This window comes from Rhizobium sp. ARZ01 (genome assembly GCF_014851675.1).
Lineage (GTDB): Bacteria > Pseudomonadota > Alphaproteobacteria > Rhizobiales > Rhizobiaceae > Mycoplana.
In genome coordinates, this window is record NZ_JACVAE010000005.1 from 120,553 (window position 1) to 133,393 (window position 12,841).

At 58.4% G+C, this 12,841-nt stretch carries 15 protein-coding genes; 3 read left to right on the plus strand and 12 right to left on the minus strand.

Going from position 1 to position 12,841, the window contains the following annotated elements; all coding sequences use genetic code 11:
* Positions 1 to 148 precede the first annotated feature (148 nt).
* The 3 genes from IB238_RS23035 to IB238_RS23045 all read left to right on the plus strand — a co-directional run bounded on the left by IB238_RS23035 (position 149) and on the right by IB238_RS23045 (position 1,576).
* Positions 149 to 595 carry a helix-turn-helix transcriptional regulator gene (locus IB238_RS23035; protein ID WP_192252834.1) on the plus strand — a complete coding sequence of 149 codons (447 nt, stop codon included), beginning with the start codon at positions 149 to 151 and terminating at the stop codon, positions 593 to 595.
* 124 nt (positions 596 to 719) lie between these two features.
* The gene (locus IB238_RS23040) at positions 720 to 1,070 is read left to right on the plus strand and encodes an MbcA/ParS/Xre antitoxin family protein (RefSeq protein ID WP_192252837.1); all 351 of its coding nucleotides are present in this window, start codon (positions 720 to 722) and stop codon (positions 1,068 to 1,070) included.
* A gap of 8 nt (positions 1,071 to 1,078) precedes the next feature.
* Positions 1,079 to 1,576 (plus strand): RES domain-containing protein, encoded by a 498-nt coding sequence (locus IB238_RS23045; protein WP_192252840.1) that lies wholly within the window; start codon positions 1,079 to 1,081, stop codon positions 1,574 to 1,576.
* A 143-nt stretch (positions 1,577 to 1,719) separates the two neighbouring features.
* Here the strand turns inward: IB238_RS23045 and IB238_RS23050 are convergent, their stop codons facing one another.
* The 12 genes from IB238_RS23050 to traI all read right to left on the minus strand — a co-directional run bounded on the left by IB238_RS23050 (position 1,720) and on the right by traI (position 12,662).
* Positions 1,720 to 2,424, minus strand: a complete 705-nt coding sequence (locus IB238_RS23050; protein ID WP_192252843.1) for an autoinducer binding domain-containing protein — start codon at positions 2,422 to 2,424, stop codon at positions 1,720 to 1,722.
* 286 nt (positions 2,425 to 2,710) lie between these two features.
* Complete coding sequence (gene trbI, locus IB238_RS23055; protein ID WP_192252847.1) at positions 2,711 to 4,006, minus strand: IncP-type conjugal transfer protein TrbI; 1,296 nt, start codon at positions 4,004 to 4,006, stop codon at positions 2,711 to 2,713.
* Between the two features lie 14 nt (positions 4,007 to 4,020).
* Positions 4,021 to 4,455: a conjugal transfer protein TrbH gene (trbH, locus tag IB238_RS23060; RefSeq protein WP_192252850.1), complete on the minus strand. Its 435-nt coding sequence runs from the start codon at positions 4,453 to 4,455 to the stop codon at positions 4,021 to 4,023.
* A 3-nt stretch (positions 4,456 to 4,458) separates the two neighbouring features.
* On the minus strand, positions 4,459 to 5,271 hold the full coding sequence (gene trbG / locus IB238_RS23065; protein WP_192252853.1) for a P-type conjugative transfer protein TrbG: 813 nt from the start codon (positions 5,269 to 5,271) through the stop codon (positions 4,459 to 4,461).
* 19 nt (positions 5,272 to 5,290) lie between these two features.
* A complete protein-coding gene (locus tag IB238_RS23070; protein ID WP_192252856.1) occupies positions 5,291 to 5,953 on the minus strand; it encodes a conjugal transfer protein TrbF in 663 nt (220 codons plus the stop codon).
* Between the two features lie 18 nt (positions 5,954 to 5,971).
* A complete protein-coding gene (gene trbL / locus IB238_RS23075) occupies positions 5,972 to 7,153 on the minus strand; it encodes a P-type conjugative transfer protein TrbL (protein WP_192252859.1) in 1,182 nt (393 codons plus the stop codon).
* 4 nt (positions 7,154 to 7,157) lie between these two features.
* Positions 7,158 to 7,961 carry a P-type conjugative transfer protein TrbJ gene (gene trbJ / locus IB238_RS23080; RefSeq protein ID WP_192252862.1) on the minus strand — a complete coding sequence of 268 codons (804 nt, stop codon included), beginning with the start codon at positions 7,959 to 7,961 and terminating at the stop codon, positions 7,158 to 7,160.
* Positions 7,933 to 10,380 carry a conjugal transfer protein TrbE gene (locus IB238_RS23085; RefSeq protein ID WP_192252865.1) on the minus strand — a complete coding sequence of 816 codons (2,448 nt, stop codon included), beginning with the start codon at positions 10,378 to 10,380 and terminating at the stop codon, positions 7,933 to 7,935. The genes trbJ and IB238_RS23085 overlap by 29 nt, the downstream gene beginning before the upstream one ends.
* A gap of 12 nt (positions 10,381 to 10,392) precedes the next feature.
* The gene (locus tag IB238_RS23090) at positions 10,393 to 10,692 is read right to left on the minus strand and encodes a conjugal transfer protein TrbD (RefSeq protein ID WP_192252868.1); all 300 of its coding nucleotides are present in this window, start codon (positions 10,690 to 10,692) and stop codon (positions 10,393 to 10,395) included.
* The gene (locus IB238_RS23095) at positions 10,685 to 11,062 is read right to left on the minus strand and encodes a TrbC/VirB2 family protein (protein ID WP_348648291.1); all 378 of its coding nucleotides are present in this window, start codon (positions 11,060 to 11,062) and stop codon (positions 10,685 to 10,687) included. The genes IB238_RS23090 and IB238_RS23095 overlap by 8 nt, the downstream gene beginning before the upstream one ends.
* Positions 11,063 to 11,084: 22 nt before the next feature.
* Complete coding sequence (gene trbB, locus IB238_RS23100; protein ID WP_192252871.1) at positions 11,085 to 12,029, minus strand: P-type conjugative transfer ATPase TrbB; 945 nt, start codon at positions 12,027 to 12,029, stop codon at positions 11,085 to 11,087.
* A gap of 9 nt (positions 12,030 to 12,038) precedes the next feature.
* Positions 12,039 to 12,662 (minus strand): acyl-homoserine-lactone synthase TraI, encoded by a 624-nt coding sequence (gene traI, locus IB238_RS23105; RefSeq protein ID WP_192252874.1) that lies wholly within the window; start codon positions 12,660 to 12,662, stop codon positions 12,039 to 12,041.
* Positions 12,663 to 12,841: the final 179 nt, after the last annotated feature.

Here is a 12,841-nt window from a genome sequence, read left to right on the forward strand (position 1 = left end):
TCCGCAAGGGTCGGGGAACCTGTGACGTATGCAAGAGGCCCATCGGGCTAAAGGTCACGGGGGCCTGTCAATCGGCTTTCCAATTCCCCGACTTTTACCATCGCGTCAGGCGTACCAACCGCCTGGCGTCGTGTAGGAGCTGCGGAAAATGGCGCAACGAACGACGGCGCAGGCACTGGCCTCATCCAGCACAATTATTGACGATACCAAGCTACATCCGGTCGATCGAGAGGTCGGAAACCGAATTCGGGTCAGGCGCTTGCAATTGCGCATGTCGCAAACGGCGCTTGGAGCCGGCATCGGCGTCTCTTTTCAGCAGATTCAGAAATATGAGAGCGGCGTCAATCGCGTGAGTTCGTCCGTACTCTATGAGATCGCCGATGTCCTCGATGTTCCGATGACACACTTCTTTGAAAAGCTGCCACCTCCGGGAAAAGGCAATACGAAAGGTATCATTCAAAGGGCGGATGTCCGCCAGGATTTTGTTGCAACAACTGAAGGACAGCGGCTTGTCGACGCATTCTTGGCGTTGCCCCAGAAGACGCGTTCGAAATTTGTGGCGCTCATCGAGGTCTTCGGCAGCAACGCGTTGTAGTGCCTCCGAGCATCGACACATTCGACTGTCAAGCGGCCACGCCGTTGGTTGTCAGGTTGAAGTCCGTCAGTCTTGACGCTATATTGCGTCATAGTTCCTGGCATCGATCAACTGGAGGTGCACCATGGGTCTTGCACAATATGCTGATGATGGGCTCTTCGCACCGCGCAAGATCGCCGACGCTTTCCGCACGACCAGCGAGGAGGTCGCCCGCACTGCCGGTTTGGGAAAGGATGCGGTTCAACGCAAGGACCGCATTCGCTCAGACAAGACACAGCGGCGTCTGCGTGAGATGGTCGAAATCGTCAACAAGGTCGAGCCACGCTTCGGGTCTACCTTGTTGGCCTATGCTTGGTATCGGTCGGAACCACTGTCCGGTTTTTCCGGTCAGACAGCGATGCAACTGGTTCGAACCGGTCGTGCGGACGACGTGCTCGATTACATCGACGCGGTCGACGCGGGCGTTTACGCGTAACTTGTCGGATGCGCTTCACCGGAAAACTCTACCGGGCATTGAACCCGGTCTTTGCACGCGATCCAATGTCAGGCCGAGGCGCTGAACTTTATGGAGGCCGGTTCAACCCGAAGGGAATGCCTGCGCTCTACACGTCTCTATCGATCATGACAGCGCTAAGAGAGGCCAACCAGGTTGGCAATCTCCAGCCGACGACGCTTGTCTCCTACGATGCGGATATCGTGCCTGTCTTCGACAGCCGTGATGAGGTGGCGTTGAAAGCACAGGATATGGATGCGATGGCAATAGCCGATCCAACGTGGCGCGATCAAATGCAGGCAACCGGCGAGGCCAGATCGCAGGTTTTTGCGCGGCGGCTTGCAGCTTCCGGCTACCAAGGGCTGCTCGTCAGGAGCTTCGCGCCTGGCGCGACCCATGACGATCTCAATCTGGTTCTCTGGAACTGGGGCGACGTCCTTCCCTCTCGCCTTTCGCTGATTGACGACGAGCACCGACTTTTGCGTTAGCAGGAAGTTCTTGTCCTTGCCCGGCAGCGATGAGCGCTAGTTGGCGCATATCGCCGCATTTTAGCTGCCGAACAGGAAATCAGCGGGCGCATGCCTGTTTGGCTGATCGCCAAAGAGCGCCAGGCAATTTGGGATTTGGGGCTTTAGATCAGGTCGTGGTCTTTGGCGATAGCTACAAGTTGTGGAACCGTCGCCGCTTCAAGCTTCCGGCGGGCGTTGTCCAGGTAGTGTTGGACTGTCCGCTGCTTGATGCCCGTGAGTTCGGCGATTTCAGGCGCAACCTTGCCTTTGGTAGACCATGCAAGGCATAGCATTTCTCGCGGTGACAGCAGCCTTTTTGGACCACGGGCGATGGCCCCGCCCATACTTTTCAGTCGATAGTGAATGGCAAGTACGGCTTGAACCGCCTTCGTCGGTTCCAGCGATAGCAACCTACTCGACTGGGTGGTTGGCGAAGCGAAAGTCAGCATGATGGTCGCCCCAAAGCCCCCTTCCACGGGGAGCGTGATCCCCGAACGCAGTCCGTGATCGATAGCATGGTCGCGAAATGCTCGCATCTGCGCAGATCCCCTCGTCGGCCAGCTTTCCGCGGTCCAAGCAAACATCGCCATACGCCGCTTTGCTTCAGTCACAACCGGATCGATACGGGAATATTGGTTGCGCAGGTATAATGCTTCCCACTCAGCAGGATAGGTATTGAAAGTACGGATCTCCGCTCCCTCAGTTTGAAGATATGCGAAGCGCTCAAATCCACATGAGTGCGCGAAAGTGGTTAGGGCGCTTTTGATCATCCATGGATTGTGAGCAGCGTCCACCATATCGATGAGAGAGCGAATGTATCGGTTCACAATCTGACCTCCTGGCTCGGCTACGCGCGGCTCGTCCTGGCAGCGCTGGCACGCTCCTCCACTCGTGCAGCCGAAGCGATCTCGTTTTGCGCCAGCATTTGCCCCCGGGCTCTGAAAAATTGCGCGGCGCACGGGTAGATTGCATTGAATTTTGCGCTCGCCTGCTTTTCTGGGCAAGTTTAGACAACAACTGCTCGGTCTTCAGGCCTAAATGAACCCACTGGCGTTGCAGGACTGACACAGTAAAATTGACTGGCGTCATGCCATGTCGTCAGGGTTGCACTATTCAGTGCGGTGCCGAATTTGGGAAGACGATGTCCTGATCGACCAGGATATTGAACTTGTAGCCCGGGCGTACTCGCACTGTTGGCTGAATATTAAGATTTCTGGAAATGGTTTGCTCGGCGGCACGGCCAAAAACTTCGGCGAAATTTCGGCGGGCTGCGTCCGTGGCGGTATCCTGTGTCGCAAGCGTTGAACTCTCCGGGAGCGACATATCGATACCAGTGCCAATGATCGCGACGAGGGCGGCTGATGCGAAAGTGCGCCATAGATGCCGATCCAACTTGTCGCTGAAGCCGCCGTAACCCTCGCCATCCGATCCGGCCATTCCGCCGATCTGCAATGTCGAGCCGTTCGGGAAAATCAGATCGGTCCAGACGACGAGGACGCGCTCTTGGCCGAACGAAACCCTGGAATCGTAGCGTCCGAATACTTTGGCTCCCTGCGGGATCAGGAGCCGGTAGCCGGTGGCGCTGTCATAGACGTTTTGGCTCACCTGCGCGATGATCCTGCCAGGTAGATCGGAATTAAGGCCGCTGATCAAGGTCGCTGGGATGACAGAGCCCCGCTTCAGTTCGTATGGCGACATTGGCGGTACAACCCGATTCGGCAAGTATCCGAGCTCCTGAATGTCCTGGTTGAAAAACGCTTCCTTGGAAGCCTGCCCGTTCGGATCGCCATTTTGGCTGAACAGTCCAGACTGCATTGCTGCAGTGTACAAGTCGGAGGTGCTGTTTGCTGAGACGTCTTTCTGGCGCCGCGCGCTTATCGTGTTTTCGGCGACGGTCTTCTCTGCCGTGGAGACGTCGACTTTAAGGGGAGAGTCGAGGGCCGTGGCACGCGCCTGCAGACGGGCCATCCGCTGGCGATGCGCCTCGCGGATATATTGCTCATCCTGCTCACGTTTCAGCCGCGCCCTCCATTCGGCTTCTGACTCGCGCCTCGAACGCTCCTCGTATTGCATTGGCCGCTGCTCGTTGAGCGGTTCTGGTATCTGCGCCTTTGCCGCGCCGGCGGGTGCAGGCTGGAACACGTCCTGCTTTTCCGGCTCGCCGATGATGCCGTCTGATATGCCCTTCTTCAGCTGATCCCCGAAATTCGTCGCAGGCGTTTTCGATGCGGCGCCGAGATCTCCGTTCTGGTTTGAGGCCAGGCCGCGCCACGAAAGGCCAACGAAGACGACCCCAAAGAACACTACGGTGATGACGACCGCGATCAAAATCGGGAGGCGATTGAGGCGGCGCATGTTCTGTCGATCGTCGCCATTGGTGGAAGGACCAAGTTGCAGCGACTGGATCATGGTTCCCCTCCCCTTCAATTAAGCTGCATGACGGAAAGCGGGCTCGATGGTGTCGCCCCTGTTGTCGTTGGCGTATAGACGCGGCCAAGCGCGATGGACGGCGTAGTCAGCCGAGCAAGCACTTCGCCTTCGGTATCATCAATGGCATAGGTGAGCTCGATCGCCTTCTCTTCCTTTTCCACTTTTCCATCTGTGATGACGTTATAGCCCCATCCTTTGAGGGCCGCTTGCAGTGCGTTAGCGTACTCGGAACCATCCTTGTCCATCTTGATCGCCGTAACGTCAGCCGGCCCGATCTGTTCGGCAAACTTGGTCGCCATGTCCCCGGCAATGGCGCTCGCAACAGGCCCCGCGACTTCGGCTGAGGGTAAGGTGGCGGCGATTTCATCGGCAGTCTGGCAGCCGGAGACAATCGTGACCGTGAAAAGGAGGCAAAGCAGCTCACGCATGCGTCAGCCTCCGCGCCGGATTGTTATCTTCTGTTGGCGCCAGCCGACCCCGGAAACGAGGATCGCCTTGTCGATAGCATAGTCGACGATCATCATGTCGTTCTTCATCCGGTAGTTGACGACGCGGTTTTGACCGCCGCTCACCACAAACAGCACCGGAGCATCCTGATCTGAAATCGACCTCGGAAACCGGATGTAGGTTTTTGCTCCGTCTGAGTAGACCTGCTTTGGTCTCCATGGGGCACTCCCCCTGATCGTATAGGAAAAGTTCAACTTGTCCGGTGCTGGACCTTGAATGCCACCTGTTTCAAGTCGAGCATTGATATCGGCAAGCTTGTTGGAGACGTCCTCCGGATACTCGAAGCCGACACGAGCCATGTACTGGCTGGGGTGGGATTTTAACTGGATATGATAGGTGCGGCGCGAGGTCGTGACCACCATAGAGGTGACCAGGCCAGGCTCCGATGGCTTCACCACCAGGTGGATCGCCTGTCCGCCAGTGGCGCCGGACGTCGCTGGCTCCACCTTCCATCGGACGGTGTCACCCACCAGAACATCGCGGACGATCTCACCACCCTGAAGCTCTATATCGCAAACCTGAAGCGGCGAGCAGATGATGGAGGGCTGCGTTTCGGCGAAGAGGAAGATGACCTTGCCGTCCGGTCCCGTCGTTACGAGGCCTGGTGCTCCACGCCACTTCCTGGAAATATCGGCCCCCTTTGCCTCATTCGGGGTCATGTTCTGGGCCATAGCTCCATCAGCAAGGGCGAGCACGGCCATGCAGCCCGCGGCGGCGATGTTTCCTATTTTGCGCATTGTTGAAATCCCCTGCCCCTCAGAGCTGTGCGGTCCAGTCGAAGTCGTGGATATAGAGACCGATTGGGTTCAGACGGATGGTTGCCTCGTCCTGCGGCACAGTCAATGTGACCGTCGCAATCCCTCGGAAACGGCGCGTTTCGATTTCCCTGCCCTTGCGGTCCCGCTCATACTCCGTCCAGTCGATCTGGTAGGTATGAGAAGACAGCGCCACGATGTTGTTGACCTCGATTGCGACCGTTGCCGACTTCGCTTTCTCGAAGGGCGAATTGCCCCGAAACCAGGCATTGATCTTCTGGGTCGATGGATCGGACGTGCGCAGCAATGCATAGGTTCGGTCGACGTATTGCTTTTGAACAACCGCATCAGGCGTGATCGACCTGAAGCTTGCTACGAAATTGCCGAGCGTGGCCCGGACGACGCGTGCGTCGGCATATTCGATCTGTTGCGGGAAGCCCGCGGTGACTGACGTACCGAGCTTGTCGACCTCGACGATGTAAGGCACCAGCTTGGTCTGAGTGCTGAGATACATCGCGTAAGAAAAACCGATCATGGCCATCGTGAGGCCAAGAATACCGACGAGGCGCCACGCGGCCGCGGCCTTGACATAGGATCCGTAGCGCTCGGACCATTCCTGTCGAGCGGCCAGATACGGGTTTTCGGGGGAGCGGTTTGTAGCCATCATACTCTCGCCTACTGACTATCGGAGGTCATTGCGTTCGGGCGGCGGTTTCAGTCCTCTGTGGCCGCTGCGGTTCTCCTCCAGTTTGGCGTTCGCCAATCCGAGGATTGAGCCCGCGTAGGCGCCAGGAGAACTGATCGCCTTTTCCTTGGCCGCAGAACCTGCGGCCTTGCTGACAGAGCCGATGCCGGCGCCAATCCCCCGCAGCGCAGCGCCTGCGAATGAAGACCCAGCAGCACGCGCTGCTTGTCCTGCTGCGTACCCTGCACCCAGTGCGCCTGCGGCAAGAAAGGCGCCGCCCGCGGCGAATGATGCCGCCTGCCCGCCATGGCGGATCGTTTCCATCCCGTTCGATACCGAAGCACCCTGCACGACACCTTGAATGATGGTCGGAGTGTAGATTGCGACAATGAAGACAACGACGGCTATGCCGGCAATCGCGAGCACGGTTTGAAACTGGTCGCCCATTTCGGGTTCATCGGCGAGCCCGATCAGCACCTCGGATCCAATGCGAGAGATCATCACCAAGGCCATCAGCTTCATGCCCACCGAGAATGCGTAGACGAGGTATCGGATCGCAAAGTCCTTAGTGAACGAAGAGCCGCCAAGACCAAGCATGATCATGCCGGCAAGCAGGCCAAGATACATTTCGGCCATCACCGAAATGAAGATTGCAGCGACAAGGGAAAACGCCACAACCGTCACGACCATGGCGAAGGCGGCCGAGATCGCCAGCGCGTTGTCCTCGAAAAGACCGAAGCGCACTTTTTCCGACATCTTGGTGGCAACGGCCAGGCCCGCATTGAAGACATCGGCGGGAGAGGCGGTGCCTCCTCCGGCGCCTATCTGGAAAAGACTGTCGACGACAGCCTTGGCAAAGGCTGGCCCCTGAGCCAGCACAAATGCAAAGAAGCCCACGAACATGATCCGTCGGACAAGTTCGGCGAACCAGCTGTCGAGAGAAGCCGCCTGCAGCGCAAGCCAAACTGCCGCGATACCGATCTCGATCGTCGCGAGAATCCAGAACAGGGATCTGGCCGCATCCATCACGGTCGTTTCCCAGCCCTTGGCTGCTGCGGTGATCTGGTTCTGCAGTGAGGTCAGGACAGAGCCTTCCTGTGCAAACGCAGGTTGAGCCGTCCATACAGTGATGGCAAAGAGGAGCGTAGCTGCTCGCAATTGGGGACGGGTCGGGATCATGGGCTTACCACTCGACCTTCATTTTCTGGCCACCCGATGTCGGTGGTGCGGTCGCTTTGAAGAACTCTTGCCTGCGCTTCTGTGCCAAATCCTTGTCGGTTTGCTCTGATTGCAGCCATGTCCCGGTCATCGTCATCTGCTGGGAGACGAGGCCGCGCAGCTTTTGCATCTGTGCAACCTGTTGGGCGGCGATCTCGTGGCCGATCTGCAAGGCCTTCATCTGCCCGTCCGCTGATTCCGACAATCCCCGAAGGGCGCCCATCGTGTCCTCTTCGCTCTCGAATTGATCGGCCGTTAGGTTTGCGGCCCTGAGCGTGCCGGCGATCGTCTCCCGGTTGGTGTCAGACCAGCTCTGGTAGGTCGAAGAATAGCTTTCGGCGTTTGGCAGATTGGTGTCGAGATCGGCGTAGCTCTTGAAACGCTGCTTCAGGACGTCGTCCGAGTTTCCCATCGAGAACGCGATGGTCTGTCCCTGGCCCACGATGTTGCGAAGCCGGTTCAAGTCGCTTTCGACCTGGCCCCAGACGTGAGCTGGGAGTTGCGCCGTGTTCTGCAGCATGTTTTCGTAAATCTTCAGCTGGTTCTGGATCTGCTCCGCCAGCTGGCCGATTTGCGTCAGCTGATTGTCGACCTGGATTCCAGAGCTTTTCAACAGATCGATAAGCTGGGCATTGTTGGCAAGCTGGGTCCATTCGGTCGCAGCACCCGTGGCCGCTCCTGCGTATGCAGGGCTGGTCGAGCCGAGAAGGATTGCGATCGCGGCAAGGCCGCCTAGCGATCTATGCGAAGGTGAGTAGAGACGCGGCATCATTAAGCCCCCTTGTTTCAAGCCAACGGACCGGCCAGTGGTGGCCATGCTCGGATTTCAGCGCGCAGATGCGCTTGAGGTCTTCCTTCCCCGATGCACCGACGAAGCTTAAGGCCACCGGTCCGAGCGACATGTCGAAGAGCCGCCTTCCTTCCGGCGTTGCGACGTAGTACTCGCGCTTGGGAATGGCGTTCGAGACGATCTCGATCTGCCTTTCGTTGAAGCCGATCTTCTCGTAAAATTCGCGCGTTCCTGGTTCTCGCGCGGTGCCGTTCGGAAGGCATATCTTTGTGGGACAGGATTCCTTCAGCACGTCGATGATGCCCGAGCGGTCGGCGTCGGAAATGGATTGCGTCGCAAGAACGACAGCGCAGTTCGCCTTGCGGAGCACCTTCAGCCATTCGCGGATCTTGTTCCGGAAGACCGGGTGACCGAGCATGAGCCAGGCTTCGTCGAGAACGATCAAGCTTGGAGTGCCGTCCAGGCGCTTCTCGATGCGCCGGAACAGATAGGTAAGCACGGGCACCAGGTTGCGCTCGCCCATGTTCATGAGCTGCTCGATCTCGAAGCATTGAAAAGCCCCGAGCGTCAATCCGTCTGCCTCGGCATCGAGCAATTGCCCCATTGGTCCATCGACAGTGTAGTGATGCAATGCGTCCTTGATCTCACGCATCTGCACGCCGGAGACGAAATCTGAAAGAGAGTGCTCGGGGGCACTGGCCATCAGTCCGATCTGGCGCGAAATCGCATTTCTGTGGTCCGGAGTGATGGAGACACCCTGCAAACCGACCAGCATCTCGATCCACTCGCTCGCCCAGGCGCGATCGCCATCGCTTGAGAGCTCCGAAAGCGGGCAGAACGCAAGCGTCGCCCCTTCGTCACTGCCGATTTCGTAGTGATCGCCACCGGCGGCAAGCGTCAAAGGCAGGAGCGACTTGCCTTTGTCGAAGGCGAAGATCTGGGCGCGATCGTAACGGCGAAACTGCGCGGCGATGAGAGCAAGCAATGTTGATTTGCCCGAACCCGTCGGGCCGAAGATTAGCGTGTGCCCCACGTCATCGACATGAAGGTTCAGCCGAAATGGTGTTGAGCCGCTGGCAACCTGCATCAGAGGCGGTGAGCCCGATGAATAGAAGGGGCACGGTGCGACTGCGTTTCCGGACCACACCGAGTTGAGGGGAATGAGGTCGGCAAGGTTTCGGGTATTGATCAGCGGCTCGCGGACATTGCAATACCAGTTGCCCGGCAGGCTTCCGAGATAGGCTTCGGTGGCATTGAGCGTCTCGATCCGCGCACCAAAGCCTTCAGCTTGCACAAGCCGCCGGATCGCCTCTGCTTTTTCCTGCAGCGTCTCCTGATTGTTATCGAAGATTATGACGACGGGCGTGTAGTAGCCGTAGGCGACAAGCTTCGAGGAGGCCTGTGCGATCGCATCCTCCGTCTCCGCAACCATGGTCATGGCGTCCTGATCGAGCGAGCGGCTTTGCGTCTGGAACAACTGGTCGAAGAACGGTCGGACCTTTTGCTGCCACTTCTTCCGGGTTCGCTCGAGTTTCTGTCGCGCTTCCTCAGCGTCCAGGAAGATGAAACGCGACGACCATCGATATGAGACGGGCATAAGATCGAGGCTGTTGAGAACCCCGGGCCAGCTTTCAGCAGGCAAGCCGTCGATCGCCACGACCCCGAGAAAGCGGCTGTCGACTTTCGGGGTCAGACCGTGTTCGAACTGCGCGGTTGCGATCCAATCCAAGTACATGGGAACGTCCGGGAGCCGGATTGGGTGATTCTCGCCCGTGATACAGAAGCGAATGAATTGCAGGAGTTCGTCGTAGCGGACAATTCGCTCCCCACCGCGTTCGGTCGTTTGTCGCGTTTCCATCCGCCGGATCGAGAGTGTGTTTGCAAGATATTGCTCGATTTCGCGAATCGCATTGTTGAAGAGGAGGAGGACTTTATCCGCATAGGACTTTTTGCGGCTTTGTTCGTCGGCGTAGATGTATCGACTGAGCGCAGTTTTCTTCGTACCGAGCGGCCTGTATGTGAGGATCACGGCGTGTTTGCTTTCGAAATGTCCTTGCTCTCGCTCGAAATGCGCCCGCCGCTCAGCGTCGATTGCCCGGGTGATCGGGTCCGCAAAATAGCAACGATGCTCCGAGGGATATTCGACCGTTGGGATGCGAACGGCCTCGACCTGGATCATCCAGCCGCTTCCAAGGCGGGACAGAATAGCGTTGATCTGTCTCGAAAGTTCGTTGCGCTCCGTGTCCGTGGCGCTTTCGCAGTCAGGTCCGGCAAAATACCAGCCGGCCATCAGGCTTCCGTCCTTCAGGAGAAGAACTCCGTTATCAACCAAGCCGGCATAGGGAACGAGATCGGCGAAGGACGGGCCGGTATCCCGGAATAGTTTGAGAGCGACCATGCCCATCTCCCCTCAGTACTTGCGCCAGGGCGAGGTCGTGGATTTGTAACAGGGCTTGTAGGCGATATGCCGGACGTAGACCTGTCGCATGAGCGGATCGGATTTGGCCATCATCCGCAGTAAGCCGACGAGCGCGATCCAGACCGACACCCCGATGAATGCCGAGTAAACCGTCAGGACCACAAAGATCAGGATGATGGCTGCCAACCCGGTGATCAACACCAGTTCACGGTCGGCGCCCATCAACAGGTTTGGTCGGGACAGGGCCCGGTGGATGCGATTGCGCTGCAGCCCGGACGCAGATTCAGCCATGACCGCCCTCCCCTCGCCCCCTTGGCTGCATGTTCGTATCGTCAGCAAGACCGATCGAGGCGCCCGTTGCCCCAAAAAGGCCAACGATGGTCGTGGCGCCGAGCAAGATGCCGGCGACGAGGACGACGTACATCAGCCGTCGTGCGAAATCGTTCAGCTCCCCGCCGAAAATCAGCATGCCGCCTGCGATCGCCACCGCAGCCAGTGCGATGTAGCCTGCAACCGGGCCGGTGATCGACTCCTGGATCTGCTCAAGCGGCCCCTCCCAGGGTAAGCTGCCTCCGGAACCCGCCATTGCCTGCACTGCTGTGAACAGCATGACAGGCACGGCAAGAAGTACGATGCCGGGCTTTTGGGTATTATGCGACACGACGCTCTCCTTCGTTGTCGGATCACTGTTCCGACGCGAACTCGTACTGGCCATTGACGAAGCGCTCGACGCGGATGATATCGGCCACGCGCCGCCCTCGCGGGGTCCTTTCGATCGAAACGATCAGGTCGACGGCTTCGCCAATGACGCAGTTCATAGGTTGCTGACTTGCTTCGGCGGTGAGTTGTTCCAGACGTCGCAATGCCGATTGGGCGGTATTGGAATGTATGGTTGCCACGCCGCCGGGATGCCCGGTGTTCCATGCCTTCAGAAGAGTCAGTGCTGCCCCGTCCCGAACCTCGCCGACCACGATCCTGTCGGGACGCAAGCGCAAGGTGCTTTTGAGAAGTCGGGCCATGTCGACGTTATCGCTGGTGTGCAGGAATACTGCGTTCCCGGCAGCGCATTGGATCTCGGCCGTATCCTCGAGAATGATGAGGCGGTCATGGGGATGGGATTTCACCATTTCGTCGATGACGGCGTTCGCAAGCGTTGTCTTGCCCGAACCTGTTCCCCCGGAGATGATGATGTTCAGACGGGAGCAGATCGCGCCGCGGATCGCTTCTGCCTGAAGGTCGGTCATGATGCCGGACCGTATGTAGTCTTCGAGCGGGAGCAGACGCGAGGCCCTTCTACGAATGGTGAAGGCTGGCTTGGATACGATAGGTGGCAGCAAGCCCTCAAAGCGATGGCCGCCAATCGGCAGTTCACCCGATATGATCGGCTGGTCGGCGTCGACCTCGGACTGAAGCGCGTGGGCTACGGTGCCGATGACCAGTTCCGCAGCCGAAGACGGCATCTTGCCTGCCTCAGTCACTCCCTGTCCGAGACGCTCGATAAAGAGCCTGCCGTCGGGATTGAGCATGATTTCGACGACGTTTGCATCATCGAGTGCGATGCAGAGGTCGTCGCCAAGCGCGCCTTGGAGCTTGCGCACCAGCCGGTGGTGAGAACGGAGCTCAGTCACGGAAATCCCCTAAGCCACCTGGCGGACCGCAACGAGGTCGGAGCTGTAGTCGGGCGGGCAGAGCTTTTCGAATGTCTCCATATCCACCGGCAACGTGCCAGCGACGGCCATGGTTGCGCCAATTCTTCGCGGCTCACCTAGCCGGTCAAGCGGCCACCCTGCCCGGGCAAGGATCCGCTCGAACCTGAGGTCGGTTACGGTAACGATTTCGGTGTATAGATTGACGATACACCATTCGATGATGCCGGCGAACATGGTTAGCGTCGCCGCATGAATCCAGCCATCTCCCCTCCCCTCAGCGAGATTGGTATCGACGCAGAAGCGAGAGCTTTCGACCATTGCGGGATGGGCGTGCAGTCGTCCGTCTGGAAGAAGAAAGGGAAATACGCCTGCCAGCATCGTTGGACCGATGGCCGGAAGAAGCCTTGCACATCCTGCTATTTTTCCGCCTTCCAGTACGGCGAGAATGTATGTCGGCCGGAACCGATCGAAGCTATCACACTCCCGGCCATCCCTGACATCAACCTCCCAGCCCAGGCGCTCGGAGAATATCTTTGCGCGCAGACGATGCTGAGCGTCGACCAGTTGGCTTTCCTTTGTGCTTTGTGCTGCTGAAATCGCCACAATTCGCATCGTTCCCTCCGCCGTTCCGGTTTGAAGGAATTTTCAGCACGGAAGCCGGCGATGGGGCAGTTGTAGAGTTCGACAAGCCACAAATGGCTGTCGTCGCTCAGAACCTGCCTCGACCGACGGACGATGTTGCCAGATGAAGGCGCTTCTCACTGAGCCCGGGCAGGTCGTAGAGCTGTCTT